The organism is Burkholderia sp. AU38729 (genome assembly GCF_020419725.1).
GTDB lineage: Bacteria > Pseudomonadota > Gammaproteobacteria > Burkholderiales > Burkholderiaceae > Burkholderia.
The window spans coordinates 334,464-360,259 of sequence record NZ_JAIZQO010000002.1 but is presented as its reverse complement, the minus strand read 5'-3'; the positions used below and the strand labels follow the sequence as shown (position 1 = coordinate 360,259).

The 25,796-nt window shown below is 66.4% G+C and carries 23 protein-coding genes; 16 read left to right on the top strand and 7 right to left on the bottom strand.

Annotation, left to right across the window (positions count from 1 at the left end; genetic code table 11):
• Positions 1–70: 70 nt before the first annotated feature.
• The 3 genes from pcaQ to LGM56_RS06640 all read left to right on the top strand — a co-directional run bounded on the left by pcaQ (position 71) and on the right by LGM56_RS06640 (position 1,896).
• A complete protein-coding gene (pcaQ, locus tag LGM56_RS06650) occupies positions 71–1,057 on the top strand; it encodes a pca operon transcription factor PcaQ (RefSeq protein WP_226203662.1) in 987 nt (328 codons plus the stop codon).
• Positions 1,058–1,167: 110 nt separating this feature from the next.
• On the top strand, positions 1,168–1,527 hold the full coding sequence (locus tag LGM56_RS06645; protein ID WP_226203660.1) for a type II toxin-antitoxin system RelE/ParE family toxin: 360 nt from the start codon (positions 1,168–1,170) through the stop codon (positions 1,525–1,527).
• 72 nt (positions 1,528–1,599) lie between these two features.
• The gene (locus tag LGM56_RS06640; RefSeq protein ID WP_011658604.1) at positions 1,600–1,896 is read left to right on the top strand and encodes an XRE family transcriptional regulator; all 297 of its coding nucleotides are present in this window, start codon (positions 1,600–1,602) and stop codon (positions 1,894–1,896) included.
• 151 nt (positions 1,897–2,047) lie between these two features.
• On the opposite strand, the gene LGM56_RS06635 is transcribed toward LGM56_RS06640, so the two are convergent.
• The 3 genes from LGM56_RS06635 to LGM56_RS06625 form a co-directional block, all read right to left on the bottom strand.
• The gene (locus tag LGM56_RS06635) at positions 2,048–3,322 is read right to left on the bottom strand and encodes an APC family permease (RefSeq protein WP_226203658.1); all 1,275 of its coding nucleotides are present in this window, start codon (positions 3,320–3,322) and stop codon (positions 2,048–2,050) included.
• Between the two features lie 135 nt (positions 3,323–3,457).
• Positions 3,458–8,050, bottom strand: coding sequence for a DEAD/DEAH box helicase (locus tag LGM56_RS06630; RefSeq protein ID WP_226203656.1), 4,593 nt, complete (start codon positions 8,048–8,050; stop codon positions 3,458–3,460).
• Positions 8,051–8,251: 201 nt separating this feature from the next.
• Entirely contained in the window at positions 8,252–8,776 is a 525-nt protein-coding gene (locus tag LGM56_RS06625; protein WP_089497158.1) for a metal-dependent hydrolase, read from the bottom strand.
• A gap of 396 nt (positions 8,777–9,172) precedes the next feature.
• Between LGM56_RS06625 and ggt the strand changes: the two genes are divergently transcribed.
• A complete protein-coding gene (gene ggt / locus LGM56_RS06620) occupies positions 9,173–10,894 on the top strand; it encodes a gamma-glutamyltransferase (RefSeq protein WP_089497157.1) in 1,722 nt (573 codons plus the stop codon).
• An 87-nt stretch (positions 10,895–10,981) separates the two neighbouring features.
• Here the strand turns inward: ggt and LGM56_RS06615 are convergent, their stop codons facing one another.
• Positions 10,982–11,905, bottom strand: coding sequence for an alpha/beta fold hydrolase (locus tag LGM56_RS06615; protein ID WP_226203654.1), 924 nt, complete (start codon positions 11,903–11,905; stop codon positions 10,982–10,984).
• Between the two features lie 354 nt (positions 11,906–12,259).
• Between LGM56_RS06615 and LGM56_RS06610 the strand changes: the two genes are divergently transcribed.
• Entirely contained in the window at positions 12,260–12,709 is a 450-nt protein-coding gene (locus tag LGM56_RS06610; RefSeq protein ID WP_039356969.1) for a winged helix-turn-helix transcriptional regulator, read from the top strand.
• 27 nt (positions 12,710–12,736) lie between these two features.
• Here the strand turns inward: LGM56_RS06610 and LGM56_RS06605 are convergent, their stop codons facing one another.
• A complete protein-coding gene (locus LGM56_RS06605) occupies positions 12,737–14,152 on the bottom strand; it encodes a TolC family protein (protein ID WP_226203652.1) in 1,416 nt (471 codons plus the stop codon).
• Positions 14,153–14,433: 281 nt separating this feature from the next.
• Here LGM56_RS06605 and LGM56_RS06600 point away from each other — a divergent pair, with 281 nt between their 5' ends.
• From LGM56_RS06600 to ppk2, 7 genes are all read left to right on the top strand, one after another.
• Positions 14,434–14,607: a hypothetical protein gene (locus LGM56_RS06600; RefSeq protein WP_006495012.1), complete on the top strand. Its 174-nt coding sequence runs from the start codon at positions 14,434–14,436 to the stop codon at positions 14,605–14,607.
• Positions 14,608–14,831: 224 nt separating this feature from the next.
• A complete protein-coding gene (locus LGM56_RS06595; protein ID WP_027791386.1) occupies positions 14,832–15,017 on the top strand; it encodes a hypothetical protein in 186 nt (61 codons plus the stop codon).
• Positions 15,018–15,162: 145 nt separating this feature from the next.
• Positions 15,163–17,283 carry a peptidase domain-containing ABC transporter gene (locus tag LGM56_RS06590; protein WP_226203650.1) on the top strand — a complete coding sequence of 707 codons (2,121 nt, stop codon included), beginning with the start codon at positions 15,163–15,165 and terminating at the stop codon, positions 17,281–17,283.
• Positions 17,280–18,284, top strand: a complete 1,005-nt coding sequence (locus tag LGM56_RS06585) for a hypothetical protein (protein WP_226203648.1) — start codon at positions 17,280–17,282, stop codon at positions 18,282–18,284. The genes LGM56_RS06590 and LGM56_RS06585 overlap by 4 nt, the downstream gene beginning before the upstream one ends.
• A 12-nt stretch (positions 18,285–18,296) precedes the next feature.
• Positions 18,297–19,592 (top strand): HlyD family secretion protein, encoded by a 1,296-nt coding sequence (locus LGM56_RS06580; RefSeq protein WP_226203646.1) that lies wholly within the window; start codon positions 18,297–18,299, stop codon positions 19,590–19,592.
• Positions 19,593–19,596: 4 nt separating this feature from the next.
• Positions 19,597–20,988, top strand: coding sequence for an OmpW/AlkL family protein (locus tag LGM56_RS06575; RefSeq protein ID WP_226203644.1), 1,392 nt, complete (start codon positions 19,597–19,599; stop codon positions 20,986–20,988).
• Between the two features lie 88 nt (positions 20,989–21,076).
• Complete coding sequence (gene ppk2, locus LGM56_RS06570; protein ID WP_089427680.1) at positions 21,077–22,027, top strand: polyphosphate kinase 2; 951 nt, start codon at positions 21,077–21,079, stop codon at positions 22,025–22,027.
• 55 nt (positions 22,028–22,082) lie between these two features.
• On the opposite strand, the gene LGM56_RS06565 is transcribed toward ppk2, so the two are convergent.
• On the bottom strand, positions 22,083–22,373 hold the full coding sequence (locus tag LGM56_RS06565) for an H-NS family nucleoid-associated regulatory protein (protein ID WP_089497150.1): 291 nt from the start codon (positions 22,371–22,373) through the stop codon (positions 22,083–22,085).
• Between the two features lie 266 nt (positions 22,374–22,639).
• Complete coding sequence (locus LGM56_RS06560; RefSeq protein WP_089497149.1) at positions 22,640–23,227, bottom strand: IMPACT family protein; 588 nt, start codon at positions 23,225–23,227, stop codon at positions 22,640–22,642.
• A 559-nt stretch (positions 23,228–23,786) separates the two neighbouring features.
• Between LGM56_RS06560 and LGM56_RS06555 the strand changes: the two genes are divergently transcribed.
• Genes LGM56_RS06555 through LGM56_RS06540 form a run of 4 tightly spaced genes read left to right on the top strand, consistent with a single transcriptional unit; the run spans position 23,787 to position 25,786 of the window.
• Complete coding sequence (locus LGM56_RS06555; RefSeq protein ID WP_089497148.1) at positions 23,787–24,479, top strand: beta-ketoacyl synthase chain length factor; 693 nt, start codon at positions 23,787–23,789, stop codon at positions 24,477–24,479.
• The gene (locus tag LGM56_RS06550; protein WP_089497147.1) at positions 24,463–25,257 is read left to right on the top strand and encodes a lysophospholipid acyltransferase family protein; all 795 of its coding nucleotides are present in this window, start codon (positions 24,463–24,465) and stop codon (positions 25,255–25,257) included. The genes LGM56_RS06555 and LGM56_RS06550 overlap by 17 nt, the downstream gene beginning before the upstream one ends.
• Positions 25,232–25,534, top strand: a complete 303-nt coding sequence (locus tag LGM56_RS06545) for a phosphopantetheine-binding protein (protein ID WP_089497146.1) — start codon at positions 25,232–25,234, stop codon at positions 25,532–25,534. Before LGM56_RS06550 ends, LGM56_RS06545 begins: the two co-directional genes overlap by 26 nt.
• A gap of 3 nt (positions 25,535–25,537) precedes the next feature.
• Positions 25,538–25,786 carry an acyl carrier protein gene (locus LGM56_RS06540; protein ID WP_071332739.1) on the top strand — a complete coding sequence of 83 codons (249 nt, stop codon included), beginning with the start codon at positions 25,538–25,540 and terminating at the stop codon, positions 25,784–25,786.
• The last annotated feature ends 10 nt before the right edge of the window (positions 25,787–25,796 follow it).

Here is a 25,796-nt window from a genome sequence, read left to right as displayed (position 1 = left end):
TCGAGTGCTTGGGGCTATCCGGAAAGTTATGCAAAATGGCATTTCATCGTCAATCGCATAACCACCCGTTATGAATAACCGTATCGCCGACGGCCGCGTCAAGTTTCGGCACCTGCAGTGCTTTCTCGCGGTCGCCCAGCTGGGCGGCGTGCAGAAGGCAGCCGAAAGCCTGTCGATCACACAGCCGGCCGTGTCGAAAACGATCGCCGAGCTGGAGGCGATCCTCGGCGTGAAGCTGTTCGAGCGCGGCCGGCAGGGCGCGCAGCCGACCCGTGAGGCGCAACTGTTCATGCCGCATGCGAACGCGTGCGTGCTGGCGTTGCGGCAAGGTGTCGGGCTGCTCGCGCGCGAAGGCGGGGCCGCCGCGGCGACGCTGGAAATCGGCATGCTGCCGACCGTCGCGGCATCGCTCGCGCCCGCGTTGATGAAGGCGCTCGCGGCACGCTGGCCGCGCGTCGTCGTGCGGATCGCGACGGCCGCGAACGCCGATCTGCTCGAGCGCCTGAAGTCCGGCGCGATCGAGTGCGCGATCGGGCGGCTGTCGGAGCCGGAGCGGATGATCGGGCTTGCGTTCGAGCAGTTGTACAACGAGCCGCTCGTCGCCGTCGTGCGCGCCGGGCATCCGCTGCTCTCGAATGCGGCGCCGGCGGCCGAGCTTGCGCGCTATCCGGTCGTGCTGCCGCCGTTCGGCACGCTGATCCGCCAGTCGGCCGAGCAGCTGCTTGGTGCGTGCGGCGTGCCGCCGCTGGATGCGTTCATCGAGGTGTTGTCGGTATCGGTCGCGCGTGCGCTGACGCTCGAAAACGACGCGGTCTGGTTCGTGCCGCTCTATGCGGCCGAATACGACCTGTCGGCCGGGGCGCTGGCACGCTTGCCGCTGCCTTCGGCAGGTACCGACGAGCCGGTCGGGCTGGTGCTGCGCACCGATGCGCAGCCGTCGCCGGTCGCGCGGACGCTGATCGATGCCGTGCGCGACATCGCGCGGTCGCGGTTCGGCGAGACGCGTGAACGCAGGGCGTCACGCGCGGCGCGCAAGCCGGCTCGTCGCGACGATTGAGCCGGCGGACCGCCCGCCGTTCCCGGCTGCCGGATTGGCCATCCGGTCAGTAGCCGGCTGCGGGGTGCTTGGCATATCGTACCGATTTTGGTACGATTGGTGTCAAGACGATGACGAGACAGCAGATCCAGGTCACGCTCGGCGTGCGGTTCTTCCAGACGGCCCGTGGCAACGAGCCGGTGCGCGAATGGCTGAAGGCGCTCGGGCAAGCGGAGCGAAGGGCGATCGGCGAAGAGATCAAGACCGTTCAACTCGGCTGGCCGCTCGGCATGCCGCTGGTTCGGAAGATGGCGCAGGATCTGTGGGAGATCCGCGTGATGTTGCCGGGGCGAAACGCCCGCGTGCTGTTTACGGTCGTCGGCGACACGATGGTCCTGCTGCACGGCTTCTTCAAGCAGTCGCGGGCCACGCCGTCGGACGATCTCGATGTCACCGTCGCGCGCCTGAAAGCGCTGAGGCGCGCCATCTGAATTCCCCGGTTGCGCCGGAACGCGCCGTCTTCGACGGTCAGGCCGCCGGCAACGCCATGTACTGGAGTACCCATGACGACCACGAACAATCCGCATATCGGCAGCGATTTCGATACCTTCCTCGAGGAGGACGGCAATCTCGAAGCGGCCACCGCCACCGCGATCAAGCGCGTGATCGCGTGGCAGATCGGGCAGGAAATGAAAGCGCAGCACATCACGAAAACCGCAATGGCCGCGCGGATGAAAACCAGCCGCGCCGCGCTCAACCGCCTGCTCGACGAAACCGACACGAGTCTCACGCTGGCGACGCTCGCGAGCGCGGCCACCGCGCTCGGCAAACGGCTCAGCTTCGAGCTGGTGCCCGCCTGACGGGCGCGAAGCAGCGGCGGACGGCCGAGGCTGCGCCCCTACGCATGATGCGCGCGGCGGCGTGGCCGGCAATCCGGCCAGCGGGTCGGCGATGATCAGCTCGCGCGTCGCCGCCAGCAGGCGCGTGCCGGCCCGCGCGCAGGTGGCCGGGTCACTGGCGCGGCCCGGTCACCTGCAGATAGAGCAGCGCACCGCCCGCGAGCAGCAGCGGGCACAGGATGTACCAGCCGGTCGTCAGGAACAGCGCGGCCACCGCGACCAGCGAAATCCATGCGCAACGGTGTGCGATGCCGCCGCGCGGCAGCAGTTTCAGCGCGGCGGCCGCACCGAGCCCGTACACCATCACGAAGCACCCGGAGGTGACGAGCACGAGCGGCTTCGGCCCGACGTCCGACAGCGTCGTCGCAGCGAGTGCGACCACGGCGAGCAGGGCGATCACGCCGAGGCTGCGGCGCGGGACGCCGCCGACCTGGCTGCCTTGCGCAAGCCACGTGGGCAACGCGCCGTCGCGCCCGAGCGCCGCGCCGAGCTTGGCCGCGCCCGCGAAGTACGCGTTCATCGTACCGAGCGTGAGCAACAGGGCGGCTGCGGCGGCCAGCACCTGCGCATGGCCGCCGATGCCGCCCGCGATCAGTTCGGCGAGCGGCGCACCCGATCCGCCCGCGGACGGCCCGAGCACCGTCACGCTCGCGGCAGCAACCGACAGATACAGAAACCCGACCACTACGACCGCGATTCCCGCCGAGCGCGGCATGTCGTGCGCGGGTCGGCGGAATTCGGCCGCGAGATGCGTGATCGCTTCCCAGCCGGCGAAACTCCACACGAGCAGCGCGGCAGCCTGGCCGACCGCGAGCCAGCCGTGCGGCGCGAACGGATGCAGGTTCGCGGTGCGTGCGTGCGGCGCGGAGGCGAGCACCGCGGCGAGCAGCAGCGTGACGAGCAGTGCCGACAGCACGAGCTGCATGCGGCCCGAAACCGTGACGCCGAATGCATTCGCGGCCGACACGGTCGCGATCAGCGCGGCAGCGGTGACGATGACCGTGGTGTGCCCGCCGCCCGTGACGGCCGCGACGTAGGCGCCGCCGAACATGGCGGCGGCCGGTGCGCCGGCCGGTACCGCGAAGTAGAAGCACCATCCGACGATCGCCGCGGCTTTCGGCCCGAATGCGCGCCGCGCATAGGTCGATACGCCGCCTGCGTCGGGATAGCGCGCGCCGAGTGCGGCGAAGGTGGCCGCGAGCGGCCCGGACAGCACGACCAACGCCGCCCAGGCGAGTAGCGAGGCGGGCCCCGCCACTTCGGCGGCCAGTGCGGGCAGCGCGATCACGCCGGTGCCGAGCACCGCGCCGATATAGAGCGCGGCGCCCTGGAAAATCGTCAGCGAGCCCGCGTGATGAGCGGCGGGCGATTCGACATGCGAGGGCATGGACGGCAGTCTCCGGAAGTCTTGTTGTGTTCGAGCGCGGGCGCTCGCGCGGAAAATCGTTCGATGCTACCCGAACGACGGCGGCAGCGCGGCCCGGCGATCAGTAGTCCGTGCGGTATCGCGTGTCAGCCGATGTCAGCAGTGGCGTGCGAGCCGCAGGCGGGCATCCTCACGCGCGGCGGGCGACAGCTCGGGGGCGTAGTGGAACGCGCCCGAAACCAGCGAGGCGACGGGCACGCCGTCGCGGAACAGCACGCGATTGCCGGCCAGTGCCGGCACCTTGTCGCCGGGCAGCAGCGTGCCGGCGAGATTCAGCGGATCGGCGCCCGTCACGCATACGTACTGTCCGTCGCCGGGTTGCCGCCGCAGTTCGCGCAGGATCGGAATCGCTTCGGGCAGCGCGAATTGCTCGCCCGCGAGCCCGGCGACGAAGCGTCCGCCGCGAATCTCGCCGCGCGCTTCGAGACGCTGCAGCACGCGCACGAGTTCGCGCCAGCTCGGCAGCCAGTCGGCTTCGCGTTCGAGCAGCCGCCAGAACACGACGCCGTAGCGGCGCAGCAGCGTCCAGGCGATGTGTTCGAGCGCGCCGGGGTCGGTCGCGGCCTGGCCGCGTTTCGGCACGGGCGCATCGTCCGGCGGCGCGTGACGTTGCACGAGTGCCCAGCGACCTGCGTCATCCATCCCGCCGATCAGCGCACCGCCGCGCCGGGTGCGTGGCGAATAGGTCGCGCTGCGCTTGACGGCGGGCTTCAACAGCGCACGCAGGCCCGCGTAGCTGTCCGCATTCACGAGGCCGGCCGACACCAGTTCGCCGAGTGCCTGTTCGAGTTCGACGGGCAGCATGTGCAGGTCGTCGAGCAGCGCATCGAAGAACATCGCGCCATGCGCGGCGAGGGCATCGCGTACCTGCGTGGCGCGCGCGGACAGCGCCGGTTGCGCGTCGGGATCGCGCAGCGCCTGCCACGCGGAGAGGTGGCGGCGCGGCAGCAGCACGATCGGTGTCGTCTTCACGGGTGTGCCGGCCGCGCGCGCCGGTGCGCCGATGCGGGTCCACACGAGCTTGCCCGAGCGGCACAGCTCGTCGAGCCCGCCCGCCATGTAGTCGGTGAGCCGCGCGGGCAGCAGCGCGTCTTCCCAGCCGCTTGCCGCGGCCTCGTAGCCTTCGAGCTGTTCGACCACGGCCGCGAGTGCGTCGCGGCCCGTGCCGCGCGTGTCCGGCGTCAGGTGTTGCCAGTGGAACAGGAAGCGCATGAAATCGGCGCGCTCGACCGGCTCGATTTCGCGGCGCAGCCGCTTCACCGTATAGCGATGAATGCGCGCAAGCAGGTGGCGTTCGCACCATTCGTCCACCGTCGTGCCCGGTGTGAACCGGCCGCGCATCACATAGCCTTCGCGCTCCAGCGCCGCGAGTGCCGTCGCGACCGACGCGGGCGGCAGGCCGAGCGGCGCCGCGATCGCGTCGAGCGCAAGCGGCCCGAAGCCCGTGAGCCGCGCGCGGATCACGTCGACGAGTGCGGCATCGGCTTCCCACGGCTGCGCGCACGCGACCGGCACCTTGAGCGCCGGCACGATGCGTGCGTCGGGATGCAGTGCACGCAGGCACACGAGTCGTTCGACCGGTACCCATAGTGCGGCGTCGCCGGGTGTCACGAGTTTCGTCGCACGGCGGTGTTCGGCAAGTTCCGCGAGCCGGTCGAGCCAGCCTTCGTGTTGGCGTGCTTCGCTGTCGGCGATGCATGCGAGCGTGAGCAGCGCGTCGTGCATTTCGTCGGCGTCGCGCACGAGCGGCCAGGCTTCGTCGCGCACGGCATCGATCGCGTCGGCGTCGAGCGCGCCGAGATCGTCGGCCGATTCGGGATCGCTCCAGCGGCGTGACTGCACGGCCTGCGTGCGGCGTTCCTCGAGCGGGGCATCGTCGAGGAACGCGTAGGGTTTCGCGTTCAGGATCTCGGCCGCGAGCGGTGACGGCGCGGGCAGGTCGCGCGCGACGAGCTCGATCGCGCCGCTCTCGATCCGGCGCAGCAGCGCAAGCCAGCCCTCGGTGTCCATCGCGTCGTGCAGGCAGTCGTCGAGCGTCTGGTCGACGAGCGGGTGATGCGGGATCTCGCGCTCGCCGACGATGTTCTCGAGGCACGCGACCTGATCGGGGAACACGGTCGCGAGCAGGTCGTCGCTCTTCATCCGCTGCAGTTGCGGCGCCGTGCGCTTGCCGCCGGTGAAGCGCGGCAATGCAAGCGCGGTGGTCGCGTTCCAGCGCCAGCGCACGCCGAACATCGGCGCGTCGAGCAGGGCCTGGACCAGCACGTGCTCGGCGCTCGCCGAGCGCAGGTAGCGCCACACTTCGTCGAGCGCGAAGCTGTGCGCGAGCGACAGCGACAGGATGATCGCGTCGTCGGTCGCGGCCGCTTGCAGCTCGAAGTTGAAATTGCGGCAGAAGCGCTTGCGCAGCGCGAGCCCCCACGCGCGGTTGATGCGGCTGCCGAACGGCGAATGGATCACGAGCTGCGTGCCGCCCGATTCGTCGAAGAAGCGCTCCATCACGAGCGTGTCCTGCGTCGGCAGCGCGCCGAGCGCGGCGCGCGTGCGTGCGAGATAGTCGGCGATCTGGTGCGCGGCGTCGGGCGACAGGTGCAGATCGTCGACGAGCCAGCGCAACGCCGGCGCGAGGCGGCTGTCGGCCGGGCTGGCAGGGGCGACCCGGGCGACGTCGTTTCGTACACTGATCGCGGCTTCGGCTTCGGCTTCGGCTTCGGCTTCGGCTTCGGCTTCGGCTTCGGCTTCGGCTTCGGCTTCAACACGTCGCGTCGATTTTGCTCCGCCTTTGGTCTTGGCTTTGGTCGTCGCCGTTGTTTCAGCCGTCGTCTTCCCGCGGATATCGTCGACAGCGCCTTCACCGCCTCGGGCATGCGCTTGCCGTTCGCCATCGGCGAACAGCCCGTCGAGCCGCGCGCGCAGCCGGCCGACCGCCGCCGACAGCTCGTCGCTGCGCCCCGGCGCCTCGCCGAGCCAGAACGGAATGTTCGGCGACTGGCCCTGCGCGTCCTCGACACGCACGCGGCCCGTTTCCACGCGAATGATCCGGTACGACTGGTTGCCCAGCTGGAACACGTCGCCGGCCAGGCTTTCGATCGCGAAATCCTCGTTGACCGTGCCGACCTGAATGCCCTGCGGTTCGAGGAGCACCGCGTAATCGGCCATGTCGGGGATCGTGCCGCCCGACGTCGTGGCGGTCATCATCGCGTTGCGGCGCCCGCGCACGGTGCCGCCGACCACGTCGCGATGCAGGTACGCGCCGCGCACGCCGCGCCGGCTCGTGAAGCCTTCGGCGAGCATCTTCATCACTTCGTCGAAGCGCTCGCGCGTCAGCCGCGCATACGGCGCCGCGCGCGTGAAACTCGCATACAGCGCGTCTTCCTGCCATTCCGTGCACGCCACTTCGGCGACGATCTGCTGCGCGAGCACGTCGAGCGGCGCTTCGGGAATGCGCAGCGTGTCGAGCTCGCCGCGCTGCACGCAATCGAGCAGCGCCGCGCATTCGACGAGCTCGTCGCGCGACAGCGGGAACAGCCGGCCCTTCGGCACGCCGCCGACATGGTGCCCGGAGCGGCCGACGCGCTGCAGGAACGGTGCGATCCCGCGCGGCGAGCCGACCTGGCAGACGAGATCGACGTCGCCGATATCGATGCCGAGTTCAAGTGATGCAGTGGCGACGAGCAGTTTCAGTTCGCCGCGCTTCAGGCGCTGCTCGGCGTCGAAGCGGTGCTCCTTCGCGAGACTGCCGTGATGTGCGGCGATCGCTTCCTTGCCGAGCCGATCGGCGAGATGGCGCGCCATGCGCTCGGCGGTGCGCCGCGTATTGACGAACACCAGCGTCGTGCGATGCGCGGCCGCGAGGCCGGCGATGCGGTCGTACACCTGTTCCCACACGTCGGTTGCCATCACGGGTTCGAGCGGCACGTTCGGCAGTTCGAGTGCGAGGTCGCGCTCGCGTGTGTGGCCCGTGTCGACGATCGTGCAGTCGCGCGGCGCGTCTGCCGGGCCGCCGACCAGGAAGCGCGCGACCGCATCGATCGGCTTTTGCGTGGCCGACAGCCCGATGCGCGGCAGCGCACGGCCGGCCAGCGCGTCGAGACGTTCGAGCGACAACGCGAGATGGCTGCCGCGCTTCGATGACGCGAGCGCATGGATTTCGTCGACGATGACCGAGCGCACGTTCGACAGCATCTGCCGCCCCGACGTGGACGACAGCAGCACGTACAACGACTCGGGCGTCGTGACGAGAATGTGCGGCGCGCGCTTGCGCAGCGCGGCGCGCTCGGCCTGCGTCGTGTCGCCGGTGCGCACGGCGGTGCGGATCGCCGGCACCGGCAGGCCGAGCTGCGCGAGCGATTCGGCGATGCCGGCCAGCGGCGCATCGAGGTTCACGTGGATGTCGTTCGACAGCGCTTTCAGCGGCGACACGTACACGACGAGCGTCGCGTCGGGCAGCGTGCCGTCGTGCGCCAGCGCATCGCGCACCAGATCGTCGATTGCACACAGAAACGCGGTGAGCGTCTTGCCGGAGCCGGTCGGTGCCGCAACGAGCGTTGATCGGTCGGCCTTGATGTGCGGCCACGCGAGTGCCTGCGCGCCGGTGGGCGCGGCGAACGTGCGCCCGAACCACGCGGCGACGGCCGGGTGGAACACGTCGAGCGCACGGGCGGCAGGGCGGGTAGTGGTGACGTCCATCGGAGCGTTGAAATGGGGTGCAAGCGCGCGGAGGGCGCGCGTGCGAATCGAATCGTCAGTGTGCCAGACGTCGCGCGTGCGCGCCGGGCACGTGTGGCGACGATTCACATTCAGATGGGGGCCTTCACCGCATTTTCAACGAACGGAAAGTTGCATGCGCGTCGGCACGCCGATCGCGTGCCGAATTGCGTCGAATTGCAATTAAACGCGATTGAGCCAGCCGAGCCAGTGCTCGAGCAGCGGTGCACGCGAGCACAGCGACTGCGCGAGCCACAGCGTGCCGCCCCATGCGGCGGCTACGACGATCAGGTCGCAATGCCCGCTCTTCCACAGGTTGAGCGAGTGACGCCGCCAGATCCACGGCACGCCGAGCGGGTTCGGCCAGTCGGCGAGCAGGTGCATCAAGCCGCCGCATGCGAAGCCGAACAGCGGCGCGGCCCACAGCGGATGCGGATGATGGATGAGCCCGTGCCATCCGAGCGCCAGCAGCGCGATCCAGCCGATGCCCCAGTGCGTGACGGTGCGATGCGTGATCCACAAACGGCGCTTGCGGCTCCACCATGCGACTTCGAGCCAGTCGGGCGCGGTGCCGCCCGCGACGCCGGCCGCGAACGCGGCGAACAGGCCCGAATGCCACGGGCCGGTTGCGCCGGTTTGTGCGACGAGGACGGCTGCGGCGACACCGGCCGCGAAGCCGGACGCATGATGCGCATTGTGTGATGCCATAGGAAGCGAGACGAAGAAACGTGAAGCGATGCGTGCACGAAAAATGATGCACCGCGAAAGCGGGGCGCTATCTTCGCAGATCGGCCCACGCAGCGGGAGGGACGTTTGCAGATTTTTTTGCACGTCCCGTGTGGCATTCCGCGCGGTTCGCAACTTTCGGTTTTTTGTGCGTTGCGTGATGACGGGTACCGCGTGCCATTTCGACCGATTCGCATCCCTGTTCGGATGCCTCGACATGACGTCGCGCACATGACGAATGCGCTTTCGCGGCACGCCCCGTGTTCGACCCTTTTTGTCCCCCTATACTACGAGACCGGATGTGGCCGTCGGCGCGCCAGCGGCCATGCGGAACAGGTGCTTTTCCTGCCTGAAGGAGATCCACATGGGGGACATGCAATGACTACGCTGAATCGCTTCAAATCATCCGCCGTCGTGCTCGCGACGGTGGCCGGCATCGGCTTCCTGCCGAACGCGCCCGTCTATGCGAAGGGGCCGCAGCCGGCCATCCTGACGAGTTCGGCGGTCGCGGTGGCCGACAAGTACAGCGCGGATGCCGCGGAGCGGATCTTCAAGGAAGGCGGCAACGCGATCGACGCGGCCGTCGCGATCGCATTCACGCTCGCCGTCACGTATCCGGAAGCCGGCAACATCGGCGGTGGCGGCTTCATGACGATCTACAAGGACGGCAAGCCGTACTTCATCGATTACCGCGAGCGCGCGCCGCTTGCCGCGACGAAGGACATGTATCTCGACAAGGACGGCAACGTCGTCAAGGGCATGAGCCTGTACGGCCCGCGCGCGGTCGGCGTGCCGGGCACGGTCGCGGGCATGTGGGAAGCGCAGAAACGCTTCGGCAAGCTGAAGTGGAAGCAGGTGCTCGCGCCGGCGATCCACTATGCGCGTGACGGCTTCGTCGTCGACGAGCAGCTCGCGCAGCGCGGCGTCGACGCATCGAAGGAGTTCGGCGGCAAGACCAACTTCGACAAGTATTTCTCCGGGCTGAAGGCGGGCGTGAACTTCAAGCAGCCGGATCTCGCCGACGTGCTCACGCGCATCGCGAACGACGGCGCGGAAGGTTTCTACAAGGGCAAGACGGCCGAGCTGATCGCCGCGTCGATGAAGACCGGTGACGGCAACGGGCTGATCACCACCGAGGATCTCGCGCAGTACCGCGCGGTGTGGCGCCAGCCGGTGCAGGCGAAGTGGAACGGCTATGACGTGATCACCGCGCCGCCTCCGAGTTCGGGCGGCATCGGCCTCGTGCAGCTGCTGAAGATGAAGGCCGACCTCAAGCAGGACTTCGAGGGCGTGAAGCTCAACTCGCCGCAGTACATCCACCTCGTCGCGGAAATCGAGAAGCGCGTGTTCGCCGATCGTGCGCAGTATCTCGGCGATCCGGATTTCTACAAGGTGCCGATCGCGCAGCTGACCGACGACGCTTACATCGCGAAGCGGGCGGGCGAAGTCAACCCGAAGGAGCCGTCGGATACGAAGAGCGTGCAGCCGGGCCTCGGCACGACGATGCCGGAGAAGGCTGAAACGACGCACTTCTCGGTGGTCGACAAGTGGGGCAATGCAGTGTCGAACACGTACACGATCAACGGCTATTTCGGCTCGGGCGTGATCGCCGACGGCACGGGCATCGTGCTGAACGACGAGATGGACGACTTCTCCGCGAAGCCGGGCGTCGCGAACATGTTCGGCGTGGTCGGCAGCGACGCGAACGCGATCGAACCGAAGAAGCGTCCGCTGTCGTCGATGTCGCCGACGATCATGACCAAGGACGGCAAGGTGTCGCTCGTGATTGGCACGCCGGGCGGCTCGCGCATCTTCACGTCGATCTTCCAGGTGATCAACAACATCTACGACTTCAAGATGCCGTTGAAGGAGGCCGTCGGCGCGATGCGCTTCCATCACCAGCTGCTGCCGCCGAACACGATCTTCTGGGAGCCGTACCACCCGATCGAAGGCGAACTCGCGAAGCAGATCGAGGCGCGCGGCTATACGCTGAAGGGGCAGGATTTCAGCGGCGACATCCAGGTGATCAAGATCGACGGCAAGACGCCGGAGGCGATGGCCGACCCGCGTGGGCGTGGCGTGACGCGGATCATCCACTGACGTGAAGTTGCGCGTGCGCGGTGGCGAAGGCGGCCGCGCACGCGGTGTTCCGCAGCCGGGCATCGTGCCGCCGGCTGCGGAATACACTCAGCCGGTGGTCCGGACGAATTCGGCGATGCGTGACGCAATGACGTCGGGCGCATCCTCGAAGCAGTAGTGCCCGACGCCCGTCAGCCGTTCGACGGGCGCGGACGGAAACAGTGCCGTGAAGAGCGGCAGGAAGTGTTCGGCGCCGAGCGTTCGGTCGGCGTCTCCCCAGATCGCGAGCGCGGGCTTTTCGCGTATCGCGCGCAGCGCCGCCGCATCGGGCGCCTCGAACCGATGCGTGCCAGCGGCAAACCCGCGGGCCCATCCGATCGCGCCGACGCAGTCTTCCGGTTGCGCGAACGGCGCACCGTATGCGGCGATCCACGTGTCGTTGATCACCGCGTGATTTTCGAACCCGTTCAGCTTCAGCGTGCTCAGGATGTTGAAGCCGAGCTGACCGAGCACTGTCTCCAGCGTATCGTTCGCCGCCGCACGCATGATCCACTGGAACCACGGCGCAGCGCGACCGTTCGCGTTCAGTCGTTCGACCAGGTCGGGCTGGCCGAACGGCGTCGGCCCGTTCGCGGACACGATCCGCCGGATGCGATCCGGATGCCGCGTAGCCAGCCCCATGCCGACCGGGCCGCCGAAATCGTGCATCACGAGCGTGATGCGATCGAGGCCGCGCGCGAGCACGAAGCGCTCCAGGTTGTCGACATGGTCCTGCAGCCAGTAGCTGCGGTCCTGCGGCGTCGCGCTTTTGCCGAAGCCCATGTGATCGGGGACGACGACGCGGTGCGTCGGACTCAGCGCGGCAATCAGATGGCGGAACAGATAACCCCAAGTGGGTTCGCCATGCAGGCACAGGAGGGTTTCGCCGTCGTGCGGACCTTCGTCCACGTAGTGCATCCGGAAGCCGGATGCGTCGTCGAAATGCGGGGCGAATGGAAAGGTGCCGTCGAACGTGGCATCGGACCGGATCATCGAACGCTCCTTCGGATAGTCGGATAGTTTGGTTTCAAATTGAAACCGAGTCAAAGCGTAGGATATTGGGTTTCAAGTTGCAACCAAAATCGTGACTGGACGGCTGGCCGCGTGACTGGAATACGGGTGCGCGATGATGTGCCGGAAGGGAACGCAGCATTAAAGCATTGACGCGGATGTATGCGCTGGAATGCCAATCGCGTTCGAATCGACCGCTCAATTCGCCGATCGCGAACAGTCGGGCCCCGGGAGATTGATCTTTCGTGCAACGAGTTTTATATTGCAACCATTCATTTCAACGGAAACGACCGCCGTTCCGCCCGCATGCCGGGAACGGCATCGCCCCATGCATCGATGAACAGACGAACCACGCACGAAGATTCCCTTTGCGGCGTAGCCCGCCCGCTGGACGCGATCGGCGACTGGTGGTCGCTGCTGATCGTCCGCGACGCGTTCGACGGGCTGCGCCGCTTCGGCGAATTCCAGAAGAATCTCGGGCTGGCCAAGAACATCCTGGCCGCGCGCCTGCGCAACCTGGTCGCGCACGGGATCATGGACATCGTGCCGGCCGCGGACGGCGGCGCGCATCACGAATACGTGCTGACCGAGAAAGGGCGTGGTCTGTTTCCGCTGCTCGTCGCGCTGCGGCAGTGGGGCGAGGATTTCTTCTTCGAACCGGACGAGGCACACGTGCTGCTCGTCGACCGGAAGAGCGGTTTGCCGGTCAGGAAGCTCGAACTGCGTTCGCAGGACGGGCGCGTGCTCGGGCCGGAGGACACGGTCGTGTTGCCGCCGCCCGACTGACGAGCGGCGACCGGGCTCGTGCCGCATTCAACTCCGGTCGTTCGCGGCGTTGCTTTCGAGGAAGCTGTCCACCGCGATCAGCGACTGTTCGTCGAGCGTACCCAGCACGCTTTTCAGCTTCAGTTGCAGCTTCAGCGCATCGAGATAGCTGTCGAACAGCTTCTGCCGGATGCCCGAGATATCACGGCGCAGGTTCAGCGTTTCGTACGTCGTGCTGTAGCCGACCTGATGCGCCTTCATCGACGAATCGTACGCGAGCCGCGCGGCCTGCAGCGACTGCTGCAGCGCGCGGATGCGCTTGCCGACCGATTCGAGCGCGGACAGCGCCTCGCGATGATCGGTGCCCAGTTGCTCCTCGACCTCGCGCAGCCGGTTGCGGTATTGCTCGGTCACGTGTTCGGCTTCCACCTGCCGGTAGTACACGCTGCCGCCGGAGAAGATCGGAATCGTCACCTGCACGCCGACCGCGCTCTGATGGAAGTCGGAGCGATCGGTGAGCCCGCGCAGGTTCGGGTTGAGCCCGCGCGAATACGACGCGAACAGGTCGACGGTCGGCAAGTGCTCGGCGCTGACGCGCTTCGCGGCGAGCCGCGCGACCTCGACGTCGCGATATGCCTGCCGGTATGCGGGGTTGTCCTGCGGTGCGTAGTCGCCCGACGGAATCCGCGGCGACGACCCGCGCATCGCGAGCCGCGGCCAGCGCGAGAAATCGATCGTCGAACCGAGCAGCGTCTCGTAGCGCGCACGGCGTGCGTCGACGTCGGTTTGCGCGAGGGCTTCGTCGGATTGCGCGAGGCTGCGGCGCGCCTCGATTTCGGCCGTATCGCCGATCGTCTTCATCCCGAGCTGCGCCATGCGCCGCGTGTCGCTTTCGAGCCGGGTGAGCGCGTTCACTTCGTCGTCGGCCGACTGCAGTTTCTCGCGCGCGCTCAGCAGGTCGAAGCACGCGTTCGCGACGCGCAGGATCAGGTCCTGACGCGCCACCTCGAGCTTCTGTTTCGCCGATTCCTCGTACTCGGTCGCGCGCCGCATGTCGTACACGTAGGGCACGTTGAACAGCGCCTGCGTGACCTGCGCGGAACCGTATGCGGCATTGCTCGACCCGCTGACGTCGATGCCGAACAGGTTCGCGTGCGTCCCGTAGCGTCCCCATTCGAGTTGCGCGGCGGCCTGCGGCAGCATCTGCGCGCGCGCTTCCGGGAATTTCTGGCGGGCCGCGTCGTATTCGCTGCGCGCCTGCAGGTAGCGCGGATCGTGCACGACCGCGTACTGGAACGCGGTGTCGAGGCAGAACGCATGCGCGTTCGCGGACAGGCTGCTTATCGTTACAGCGAACAATGTCATGGTTGCAAGTCGGGGATTCCACCTAGTCGAAAATCTTGATAGGGAATTACCCGCATTCCGCGTTGCCGCTCCGCGATTCGCGCGCCTCGTTTCAAACATGGCCGTCTCCGTCTCCTGCCCATGCCGCAACGCATTGCGGCGGGATTTAAACGTATTGAAATTGAAATTCAAACAGCGTGAATGCCTGCCAATCGTGGTGCATCGGAAAACACCACTGTAAGAGTGTGTCCTCCATTGAATTTCGATGCGCTCGCATGATAGCCTGATTTCGGCTCGTAATCGCGGTGATTATTAGATAAACAAGTCGCTAGGGATTAAAAGCCGTTTGTCTTTCAATGAAGGTTCTTTGCGTCATCTTTATTTTTTACGAGGAGAGAATGATGAAGGTCATGACGACGGAACAGGTCAGGAATGTGCATGGCGGCGGTGCGATCAGCTCGCTGGGTAGCCTCGCCGTTGACGCCGCGCCGGTGGTGACCGCGCTCGGCCAGTTCCTGCCGAGTCTCGGTAATTACCTGCAGAACCCGAAGACGTTCAATAACACCGGCAAGTAACCGCCGTGCGCGGGGAGGCGCCCCCCGCGTGAAATGCTGCGAAACAGAAGGAAAGGAATCGATCGCCGCAGTGGAAATAAAGCGAATCCGAATGCGTTATTTTCGATTCGGGCGATTATCAGGAGGCAGGAGTGCCGGATTATCCCCGTAATAAAGTTAACGGCCATTGAGATTGCAATTGGCTGACGGTGGCGGGCATTCCGACAATATAAAGGCCACGACAAATGCGAGACATCACGGAAGAACAGGCCCGCCAGATTCGAGGCGGCGCGTCGCTTTACTCCAATTCGGCCGCCTATACGGTCGATCTCGTCAACCAGTCGATCGGGACCACGCTCCAGGGCCTGATGACCCAGTACCAGACCCGCGCCGTCGAACAGTTCCGGATGTCGCTCGGTTCGTCGCGCTGAGCGGCCCGCCCAGCAGCCGGTAACACCGATCTTCCGTCGCAGCCGGCAGCGTGCCGGCTGCGCCCATGCGTATCGCGCACGACCCGCCCCGGGCCCGCTAGCGGCCGGCCCGGGCGGCGCGTCGTCGCGCCCCGGGTGCCCGACCATGCTCTTCAATACGCGTAAAGTCCGTCCGGTCCTGCAGGACGAGGTGACGGAGTGCGGCCTGGCCTGCCTCGCGATGATCGCGTCGTGGCACGGGCGCGAAACCACGTTGCGCACGCTGCGCAACCGCTATCCGGTGCGGATCGATTCCGGGCTGTCGTTCTTCGACCTGATGGAGATCGCGAACGATCTCGGCCTGCGCGCACGCGGGCTGCAGTTCGACGCGGGCGAACTCGACGCGCTCAAGACGCCGTGCATCCTGCACTGGGGGATGAACCACTATGTCGTGCTGACGAAGGTCGGCTACGGCAGCGTGCACATCGTCGATCCCGCGCTCGGCGAGACGAAGCTGCCGCTCGCGCAGGCGCTCACGCACATCACCGGCTACGCGCTCGAACTGAATCCGGACATCGGCTTCACGCGGGCGGGGCAGGCCGACCGGATCCGGCTGCGCGACTACCTCGAAGGGCTGACCGGCATCCGCAAGAGCCTCGCGATCGGCATCGCGGGCGGCGTCGCCGCGCAGCTCCTGCTGCTGCTCGGCCCGTCGTACGTGCAGCTGACGATCGACGAGGCGCTGAAGAAGACCGACGTCGACATCCTGTACCTGCTGACGATCCTGTTCGCGATCGTGTTCCTGTTCGATACGCTCTACTCGAACCTCGTCGGCAACATCAAGAGCTACCTGCGCAACATCGTGTCGCAGCAGTTGTCGGCGAACATGGTCGGGCATCTCGCGCGGCTGCCGATCGGCTATTTCCTGTTCCACAACACCGGCGATTCGATCTCGCGCGTGTCGTCGGTGTCGGAAGTCGGGCGCTTTCTCGTCGATGGCCTCGTCGGCGGGCTGCTCAATATCGTCACCTGCACGCTGACGCTCGTGCTGATGCTGTATTACAGCCCGGTGCTGGCCGGCATCAGTCTCGCGGGGATGGTGCTGTTCGCGCTGAGCCGGCTCGCGATCCAGCCGCAGCTGCAGGACGCGATGTCGCAGATCCTCACGCGCGGCGCCGAAGCCGACGCGCTGCTGATCGAGAACATTCGCTCCGCGCACTCGATCAAGCTGCTGTCGGCCGAGACCGCGCGCAGCAGCCTGTGGGTGAACGCGTTCACGCAGAAGCTGCAGGCGATGCGCCAGCAGGAGCGGCTGCAGTTGCTGTTCGATGCGATCTCGAAAGGGATCGTGCACGTCGAGCAGCTCGTGATCGTCACGTACGGCGCGTGGCTCGTGATGCATGGGCAGAGCACGATCGGCGTGATCTACGCATTCATCCAGTACAAGAACCTGTTCGCCGACAAGTTCATCGACTCGATCCAGCTCTACGTGCGCCGCAAGGTGTTGCAGGTGCACATGGACCGCGTCGCGGACGTGCTGCAGACCGAGACGGAGGAGCCCGCGCCCGACGCGGTCGTGCGGCCGATCGACGGTTTCGACGGCACGCTGGCGATCCGTGCGCTGTCGTACACGCCGAAGGGCGGCAACCGCCCGATCCTGCGCGACATCTCACTCGACGTGCCGGCGGGCGGCAAGATCGCGATCGTCGGCCGTACCGGCAGCGGCAAGACGACGCTGTTGAACCTGATCTGCGGGCTCGTGCGGCCCGAGCCCGGCACGCTGTTCGTCGGCGGCGTCGATCTCGCGGAAGTGAACCTGCGGCAGTACCGCAAGCATCTCGCGGCCGTCACGCAGTCCGACCAGCTGTTTCGCGGGACGATCCGCGACAACATCACGAATTTCGCGCCCGCGCCGCGGATCGGCGCGATGTTCGATGCGGCGAAGCTCGCGTGCATTCACGACGAGATCGAGCGGCTCGACCATCGCTACGACACGCCGCTCGGCGACACGCAGAAATTCCTGTCGGCCGGCCAGATGCAGCGGCTCCTGATCGCACGCGCGCTGTATTGCGAGCCGCGCCTGCTGATCCTCGACGAGTTTTCATCGAACCTCGACCAGGCGACGACCCACGAGATCTGCCGCAACGTGCTGACGCTGCCGTGCACGATCGTGCTCGTCACGCACGACGCGTCGATCCTGTCGCGGGTCGACCGGATCTACGAGATGCAGGACGGCGTACTGACCGATGTGACCGACGCGTGGCGTTCGGCCGAGGAGATGCGGTGATGATCGGACGACTCTTTCTGCTCAATCCGTTCTCGTATGCGTTCCTGGTGCGGCGCGTGGTGCGCGCCGTCGCGCTGCGCACGTCGCCCGCGCGCGGGCTGCGGCTGATGCGCTGGTGCTCGGGCGCATGCCTGCGCTGCTTTCCATGCATTCGCGAGTCGATCGAGCGCGCGGTCGCGTTCATGCTGGGCGCGCACCTGAACGACGATCCGCGGCGCGTGCGGGAAGTGTCGGCGGCGATCGTGCGCGAGCTGTTCGAAGCGGAGTTCGCGGGGCTCAAGCTGCGGTCGCACAGCCTCGAATCGATGAAGTCGATGATCGATGGAATGGCGTGCGAAGGCGACGCGCACCTGCAGGCGGCGCTCGCGCGCGGCGGCCCGCTGATGCTCGCGGGGCTGCACTTCGGCAACCTGATGCTGTTCGTCACGAAGCTGCGTTTCATGATTCCCGACGACCGCAAGCTGATGGTGATCCTGCACCGCGATGCGCCGGGCGCGTTCTTCGACGATGCACTGCGCCTCGTCGCCGAATACGGCGCCGGCGAAGTCGAGTTCATCGACATCGAGGAGCGCGTGCATCTGCGCCGGCTGATCACGAGCCTGCGGCGCGAGGCGCCCGTGTTCCTGCTGTTCTCCGACCTGCACGGCAAGTTCGGCAAGACCAACCGCTGCCGGCTCGGCGGCCGCTGGGTGCGGATGGCCGGCGGCGGCGTGAAGCTCGCGGTCGAGCAGGGGATTCCGCTGCTCGTCGCGTATGCGACCGGCGTGCCGTTCCGCGATCGCTGCGCAGTGCATTTCACCGAGCTCGCGGCCAGCCCGCTCGCGCCGATGCTCGGCGCGGATGACGACGCGTCGCCCGTGCGTGCGACGCACCAGCGCATCGTCGACCGGCTCGAGCAGGCGCTCGTGCGCCAGCCCGAGCAGTGGCATTTCTGGGAACACTTCACGCCTTACCTGATGCCGGCGCCGCTGCTCGATGCGGCCGCGCGGCGTCGCTCCTGACGAGCCCACCCCATGCCGACCTGGAATTCCGCCCTTCGAGAACAGAAGCCGTCGCGCAAGCTCGCGCGCGGCACGACCTTCGGCACCGTGATCCACGGTGTCGTCGACGTGCCGGTGTCGATGCGGTTCTTCTGCTACCTGTCGCTTGCGATGTTCGCGATGTTCGTGACCGCGCTCGTCGAGCTGAGCTATGCGAACACCGAGAGCGTGTCGGGGATGCTGACGCCGCGCTCGGGGCTGATCGGCGTCAGCGCGCCGCCGGGCTGGGCCGTGCGCGACGTCTACGTCGGCAAGGACCAGCACGTGAAGGCCGGCCAGCGCCTGCTTGCGGTGACACGCGACACGAGCTTCGTGAGCCAGGCGAACAACGTGCAGGGGCTGCGCGCGGCGCTCGACCGGCAGCGCGTCGAGGTCACGCAGCAGATCGACGCGGCGCGGCTCGAATACAAGTCGTCGGTGCAGCAGATCAATCAGCAGATTGCCGCGCAGGGTGAAAGCCGCGGGCTGATCGACCGGCAGATCCAGGACCAGAAGCGCATCGTCGACGAGTACGGCGAACGGCGCGCGCGCGTGAAGCATCTGCTCGACGAACAGGTCGTGACGCTCGAGCAGTACAACCAGGTCAACACGCAGTACCTGCAGGCCGGGCAGGCGTACCAGGACCTGCTGCTGCGCCGCGCCGAACTCGCGAAGAACGCGATGAAGCTGCGCGGCGACCTCGACACGATGCAGAGCAAGTACGATGGTGCGAACGCGGAACTGAAGATCAAGCAGGAGGAGCTGAACGCGAAGGAATACAACATCGACGAGAACGTGAACCAGGTGCTGTACGCGCCGGCCGACGGGCAGATCGTGCGGCTCGACGTCGTGCAGGGCGGCGTGATCGATCCGCCGGGCACGCGCGTCGTCGAGATCCTGCCCGCGAAGGCGGACGGGCTGATCGCCGAGGTCTACATTCCGTCGTCGAAGGCCGGCTTCGTGAAGAAGGGGCAGGAAGTGAAGGTGGCGTACGCCAGCTATCCGGTCGAGAAGTTCGGCACGTATCGCGGCAAGGTGCTGTCGATCTCGCCGGTCGCGTTTTCGGCGAAGGAGCTGAACCTGCCGGGCGATGCCGCCACGCCGCAGACCTACTTCAAGACCTGGGTCGAGCTGGCCGAGCGCACGCCGGCATTCGAAGGGCGGCCGCTGTCGCTGCGCGCCGGGATGATGCTGAAGGCCGACATCGTGCTGGAGCGGCGCAGCCTGCTCGAATGGCTGTTCGAGCCGCTGTACCGCATCCGTCAACGCCTGTTCGGCGTGCCGGCCTGAGCCGATGAGGCGCTGGGACAAGGACCGCCGCCGCGCGCGGCCGGGCACGGTGCGCTCGCTGTCGCGCTGGCTCGGCGCGACGCTGTTCGCGTGCGCGGCCGCCGCGCACGGCGCGCCGCAGCCGGACGGCGACGCCGCGCCGCGCTGGCAGGCCGGCGCGGACGGGATCGGCTTCTGGCCGGGCGGCGACGCGGACGGGTTCGATGCGAGCGCGTGGGCGACCGATGCGGGGCCGGCCCGCGGCGGCCGCGGCGAGTCGGGCGATGCGCCGCAACCCGACGCCGTACCGTTCACGGCGCGCAAGATCACGCTCGGCCAGCGGACCCGCGGGGCGGGGCGCGCATGCGCGGCCACACGCGAGGACGGCGCGGACGGCATCGGCTTCGACGACAACGGCGCAGCCGGCGGCTGCGAGCCGGCCGCGACACGCGATGCAACGGCGGATGACGCACCGGCGGGCGGTGTCGTCCACGCCGACCGGATGCCGTACGAACTGCATCCGATCGACGCGTCGCGGCTGCCCGATCTGCCGGCCGCCCAGGCGCCGCCGCTGCTGACGCAGCTGATGGGCGACGACCGCAACATGGTCGGCCTCGGCTGGCACTTCGTCGGCACGACCGGCCGATCGACGCCGGTGACGACGCACACGGACGCACTCGGGCTGAACAGCTTCCAGAACTCCGGTTCGAGCCTGTCGCTCAGCAATACGAACACGCTGGCCTTCACGTTCACCCACTTTTTCTCCGAGAACTGGGCGGCCGAACTCGGCGGGGGCATTCCGCCGGTACTGACGCTGCGCGGGCACGGCAGCATCGCGTTGCCGCTCGACCGGATCTTTTCCGGTGTCCAGGGGCGCCTTCCGCTGATCGACCTCGCGAACACGCAAAGCAACCCGCTCGCGACCACGCGCGCGTGGCTCGGCTCCGTCGTGTTCAAGTATTACCTCGGCGAGCGCGACGATCGTTTTCGCCCGTTCGCGGGCATCGGCGTCAGCTATACGCGCTTCACGAACACGAACCTGAATCCCGTGTTCCAGCGCAAGCTCGCGTCGCTCGGCGGGCTGCTCGCGGCGGGCGCGGACATCGGCAGCCTGCAGTCGCTGCTGCTCGACCCGTCGCTGTTCCAGCGGATCTGGGATGCCGGCGGCGACCTACTGCTGTCGGGCAAGACCAACGTGTCGGCCAAGGTGAAGAGCGTGTGGGAGCCGGTGTTCACCGTCGGCGCGAGCTACCAGATCACCCGCCAGTTCTGGATCACCGGCATGGTGACCTATATCCCGTTACGGACGAAGATTACGCTGGACATCGACCAGCCGAATCGGCAACTCGCATCGAACACGTTCGATATTTCCGCGAACCCCGTGCTGGCCAGCGTGCTGCTCGCGTTCCGCTTCTGACCGGCGCGCCGGCCCCTTTTTCATGAATTTGACGCGCGACACTGGGATAATGTCTGCGTTTGCTGCGTCAATGATGGAAGGAGGCCCCATGGGCGACAACGATACCCGCACCGAGACCGACGACCGCACCGATATGGAATCGATGGAGGCGCGCCAGCGCCGTTTCGAGGAAGATCTGGTCGACGCCTACGACGAAGAGCTCGAGATGGAGCTCGACGATCGCCGCTTCGACGACAGCGACGACCTCCTGTTTTCGCAGGAGCGCCGCGAGGCGCGCAAGGAGTATTTCCGCGAGCTGTTCCGGCTGCAGGGCGAGCTCGTGAAGCTGCAGGACTGGGTCGTGAGCACCGGGCACCGGCTCGTCGTCATTTTCGAGGGGCGCGACGCGGCCGGCAAGGGCGGTGCGATCAAGCGCATCACGCAGCGGCTGAACCCGCGCGTCTGCCGCGTGGCGGCGCTCCCGGCGCCGAACAATCGCGAGCGCACGCAATGGTATTTCCAGCGCTATGTCGCGCATCTGCCGGCCGGCGGCGAGATCGTGCTGTTCGACCGTAGCTGGTACAACCGCGCGGGCGTCGAGCGCGTGATGAACTTCTGTACCGACGAGGAATACGAGGAATTTTTCCGTTCGGTGCCCGAGTTCGAGAAGATGCTGGTGCGTAGCGGAATCCAGATCGTCAAGTACTGGTTCTCGATCACCGATCACGAGCAGGAAGTGCGCTTCCAGAGCCGGATCGAGGATCCGCTCAAGCAGTGGAAGCTGAGCCCGATGGATCTCGAGAGCCGCCGCCGCTGGGAAGCCTATACCGCCGCGAAGGAAGAGATGCTGCAGCGCACGCACATTCCGGAAGCGCCGTGGTGGGTCGTGCAGGCCGTCGACAAGAAGCGCGCGCGGCTGAACTGCATTCACCACTTGCTGCAGCAGGTGCCGTATCACGAGGTGCCGCACGCACCGATCGACCTGCCGCCGCGTGAGCATCACGAGGATTACATCCGTCGACCGGTGCCGGACAACATGATCGTGCCGGACACTTACTGAACGGCAGGCGCGGATTCGATGCGATGACCGGGCGCGCCGCGCAATGCGGCGCGCGTTACTCCCGGATCAGGAACGCGGTGCGGTCGCGCCCGACGATCCATGTGGGTGCACGGCCGCGGCCGCTCCATGTCGCGCCGGTTGCCGGGTCGCGATACTTCGCACCGACCGTAAACAGCTTCGCGCGATCGCTGTAACCCTGCCCGAAGATTTCCCGCGCGGTCAGCGCGTAGCCGGTGACGAGCTCGCGTACTTGCGCCAGCACCGCGCGGCGTTCGCGGCTGCGTGCCGCCTTGATGCGCCGATCGAGTTCCGCAAGCTGGGCTTGCAGTGTCTGCAGTTGATGCATGCGTCCGTTATCCCGTAGTCGAGTTTTGATTATTGGCGACGCGTGACGAACCGCACGTCGGCACGCCCGGCCTTGGCGTGCCGCCTCGGCCGGTAGCGGTTGCGTGCTGCCTGCGCCGGCCTGCGGATAAAACGTGTACGGCACGAATCGCCGGGAACTCGGTGAGATTAAGTGGCGGTGCGCGGTTTTTCTATCGGACGTATCTGATTTTTCGGCGGAATTTGCAGGCGGCGGGGTGGCGGGGCGGGGACGATAGCGGCCGCTCGTTACAGATCGGGAAAGCCCGATCGCCCTTGCGTCAGGTCGAACAACTCGGTCCGCGCGTTCGCGTCGGCGGTCTCAGGCAGCTTGATCACGAGCTTGACCGTCATCCCGTACGCGCTGTCCACCAGTTCGTAGCCCGCCTGTTCGATCCAGCGGCGCACGCGCGCCTCCTCGGGGTAGCCGATCTCGATGGCGAGCCGCGTGTAGCGGATCCGCTCGACGCGCTCGGCATCGAGCAGCGCCGACGCGATTGCATCGGTGTACGCGCGCACCAGCCCGCCCGCGCCGAGCTTCACGCCGCCGTAGTAACGGACGACCGCGCCGAGCACACCGTCGAGATCGTGATGGCGCAGCACTTCCAGGATGGGCCGGCCCGCCGTGCCCGACGGCTCGCCGTCGTCCGACATCCCCGATTGGCCGCCCGCCAGCAATGCCCAGCACACGTGCGTGGCGGCTGGATGTTCGTCGCGCAGGCGTTGCAGTGCCTGCATCGCGGCGTCGCGGTCGTCGACGGGAATCGCGTAAGCGATGAAGCGGCTCTTGCGGATCTCGAGTTCGCGGATGTAGGTGGTGGCGAGCGAGTAACTCATTGAATGAAAGGCGGAAGAATCTGCGTCGGACGCATTATGGGCCATCCCGGTACACGGGTGGAGCGACGTCCGGCGGCGATGCTCGTTTCAATGGTTCGGCGGACGCGTCCGGACGCATGTGCTTCGGTGTGGCCGGCATATTCCGCGCGAGGGGAACAATTGGCGTCGGAAGTATGCCGATTTTCGAACTTCAGACAGTCATTCTCAGTGCTTCGAGTCGCCGGGGATATGGACGACGCGGATATTTTTTCGAGCGGGATGAATGAACGTCAAATATCCTGAATTCGAGCGTCGCAAAGTTGATCTTGTGTAACATCCCTGTTACAGTTCGGCCCCACTGGGACGGTAGGAGTCGCTGGCCATTAAGTCACAGTGTTTGACAATCTGCTCGCGAATCGAGCAAGGCCGGCATTTTTTCGCTTTCCTTAATATATTCATGCGGTTGGCGGGGTGCGCTCGAGAGCGCGCATGGGGTTGGCGGAAGCGCGGCGTGACTGTCTGGTACAGGGCGGCACAATATAAAAACACCTTCAGTGAAATAACCTCAACGAGAAGAAAAATGGCTGATTTGCATTGGACCATGCCAATCGCCAGGTGGACGTCGATTTCGACCGCGGAGGTGCCGGGCGTCGAAGCCCTCGATCCGATGGTGCGCCGTCGTATGAGCCGGCTGTCGCGGCTCGCGCTTCAGGCGGCTTTCGACTGCGCCCGGGAAAAAGCCGCGTTGCGCGTGGTTTTTGCTTCTCGGCACGGTGAGCTGACCCGTACCACGACCATTCTCGACAGTATTCAAGCTGCCGAACCGGTGTCTCCGACCGCATTCAGTCTCTCGGTGCTGAATGCGGCGACAGGCATATTCGGTATCGCACGACGCGACCGGTCTGCCGCGACGGCGATCGCGGCCGGGCGTGAAACCCTGGGCTTCGCATTGCTCGAAGCCTTTTCCCAGTACGAAACGTCGCCCGAAACGCCGGTGTTGCTGGTTTATGCACATGAGCCGGCCGATTCCGTTTATGCCGCCGTCGACGACGATCCGGACAGTATCGGGTTTGCCGTTCTTGTCGATTCCGACGGGGCGGCGGGTCATCTTGCATGCGAGATGGCGGCAATCGGCCCGTTGGATCAGGGTGCGACCGAGCCGGCCGGAACGCAAAGCGCAGCGGTTCTGCGTTGCCTTTCCACGCGCGGGACCACGGTCTGGCGCGGCGACGATTCACAGTGGCGCTGGAGCTGGCATGAGTGCGCGGCTTGATTACGGCTGGCGCCTGTTCGCGACCGGCGCCAGTCTCGCTTTCTTCGCCCTGTGCGGATCGGCATTCTCGGTGCTGGCAATCGCTGCGGGCCTGTGCTGGCCGCACCGGCGTTCGCGTCAACGCGCTGTGACGCTCGTTATCCATTATTTCTTCCGCATGCTGGTTGCGGTGCTGCAGCGCGTCGGCGTGATGCGGCTGGAGGTGACCGGCGTGGAACGGCTCGGCAAAGCCGATCCGGCGATCGTCGTCGCGAATCACCCGACCTGGCTTGACGTGATGGTGTTGCTGTCACTGGCGCCGAAAGCATGCTGCGTCGTCAAGCGCGGCCATTGGGGCAACCCTTGCTTCTGGGGCATCGTTCGGGCCGCCGAATACGTGAGCAACGCCGATGCGGTGGATCTGGTCGAGGCCGGCGCGCGGCAACTGGCCGCGGGCTACACGATGATCGTTTTCCCTGAGGGGACGCGCAGCCCGGGCGGTAATCGCCTGCATGCATTTTCCCGCGGCTTCGCCCATATGGCGTTGCAGTCGCGCAGCCGGATCCAGCCGGTGCTGATCGATTGCGATCCGCCGGTATTCACCAAGACCCTGCGCTGGTATCACGTACCGCCCCGTGCATTTCGCATGCGCATCAACGTGCTTGAGCCGATGGACATGAGCGGGCTGGCTTCCGGCGTCACCTCGCCGTCGATCGCCGCTCGGAGTATTGCCCGCGAAGTGGAAGTGCACATTACCCAAGGCCTGTTTCAGCATGGATACTTTAAAACTGCAAATTAAGCGGCTTCTGATCGAGATGCTCGACCTCAACGACATGACGGTCGACGATATCGACGACGACGCACCGCTGTTTTCGACCGACGGTATCGGGCTCGACTCCGTCGATGCGCTTGAAGTCGGCATCATGCTGCGCAAGCAGTTTCACCTGACGATCGCCGCGAACGACGAGCGCACGAAGGCGCATTTCCGCTCGATCAATACGCTGGCGGCATTCATTGCAGAACAACAGGCGCATCAGGCTGCACCGCAAGAAGCCGTGCTGGAAAAGGGGGAGTGAGTTGTGACCGACGCAGAAATCCTTGAGCGCATCCGCGCCATTTTTCACGAGAATTTCGCGATCGAACCGGAGCGCGTGACGCCGGACACGCATCTGTTCGAAGAACTCGATCTGGACAGCATCGACGCGGTCGATCTGGCCATCAAGCTGCAGGAAATGACGGGCCGGCGGATCAAGCCCGAAGAGTTCAAGTCCGTGCGAACGGTCGGCGACGTGATTGCCGCGGTTCACGCGCTGCTTGCGCGCGCCTGACGTGGCGGTG

Bases quoted from the DNA above. Each gene is read 5' to 3' on its own strand.
- pcaQ (WP_226203662.1), top strand. From the start codon at position 71: ATGAATAACCGTATCGCCGACGGCCGCGTCAAGTTTCGGCACCTGCAG.
- LGM56_RS06645 (WP_226203660.1), top strand. From the start codon at position 1,168: ATGACGAGACAGCAGATCCAGGTCACGCTCGGCGTGCGGTTCTTCCAG.
- LGM56_RS06640 (WP_011658604.1), top strand. From the start codon at position 1,600: ATGACGACCACGAACAATCCGCATATCGGCAGCGATTTCGATACCTTC.
- LGM56_RS06635 (WP_226203658.1), bottom strand. From the start codon at position 3,322: ATGCCCTCGCATGTCGAATCGCCCGCCGCTCATCACGCGGGCTCGCTG.
- LGM56_RS06630 (WP_226203656.1), bottom strand. From the start codon at position 8,050: ATGGACGTCACCACTACCCGCCCTGCCGCCCGTGCGCTCGACGTGTTC.
- LGM56_RS06625 (WP_089497158.1), bottom strand. From the start codon at position 8,776: ATGGCATCACACAATGCGCATCATGCGTCCGGCTTCGCGGCCGGTGTC.
- ggt (WP_089497157.1), top strand. From the start codon at position 9,173: ATGACTACGCTGAATCGCTTCAAATCATCCGCCGTCGTGCTCGCGACG.
- LGM56_RS06615 (WP_226203654.1), bottom strand. From the start codon at position 11,905: ATGATCCGGTCCGATGCCACGTTCGACGGCACCTTTCCATTCGCCCCG.
- LGM56_RS06610 (WP_039356969.1), top strand. From the start codon at position 12,260: ATGAACAGACGAACCACGCACGAAGATTCCCTTTGCGGCGTAGCCCGC.
- LGM56_RS06605 (WP_226203652.1), bottom strand. From the start codon at position 14,152: ATGTTTGAAACGAGGCGCGCGAATCGCGGAGCGGCAACGCGGAATGCG.
- LGM56_RS06600 (WP_006495012.1), top strand. From the start codon at position 14,434: ATGAAGGTCATGACGACGGAACAGGTCAGGAATGTGCATGGCGGCGGT.
- LGM56_RS06595 (WP_027791386.1), top strand. From the start codon at position 14,832: ATGCGAGACATCACGGAAGAACAGGCCCGCCAGATTCGAGGCGGCGCG.
- LGM56_RS06590 (WP_226203650.1), top strand. From the start codon at position 15,163: ATGCTCTTCAATACGCGTAAAGTCCGTCCGGTCCTGCAGGACGAGGTG.
- LGM56_RS06580 (WP_226203646.1), top strand. From the start codon at position 18,297: ATGCCGACCTGGAATTCCGCCCTTCGAGAACAGAAGCCGTCGCGCAAG.
- LGM56_RS06575 (WP_226203644.1), top strand. From the start codon at position 19,597: ATGAGGCGCTGGGACAAGGACCGCCGCCGCGCGCGGCCGGGCACGGTG.
- ppk2 (WP_089427680.1), top strand. From the start codon at position 21,077: ATGGGCGACAACGATACCCGCACCGAGACCGACGACCGCACCGATATG.
- LGM56_RS06565 (WP_089497150.1), bottom strand. From the start codon at position 22,373: ATGCATCAACTGCAGACACTGCAAGCCCAGCTTGCGGAACTCGATCGG.
- LGM56_RS06560 (WP_089497149.1), bottom strand. From the start codon at position 23,227: ATGAGTTACTCGCTCGCCACCACCTACATCCGCGAACTCGAGATCCGC.
- LGM56_RS06555 (WP_089497148.1), top strand. From the start codon at position 23,787: ATGGCTGATTTGCATTGGACCATGCCAATCGCCAGGTGGACGTCGATT.
- LGM56_RS06550 (WP_089497147.1), top strand. From the start codon at position 24,463: ATGAGTGCGCGGCTTGATTACGGCTGGCGCCTGTTCGCGACCGGCGCC.
- LGM56_RS06545 (WP_089497146.1), top strand. From the start codon at position 25,232: ATGGATACTTTAAAACTGCAAATTAAGCGGCTTCTGATCGAGATGCTC.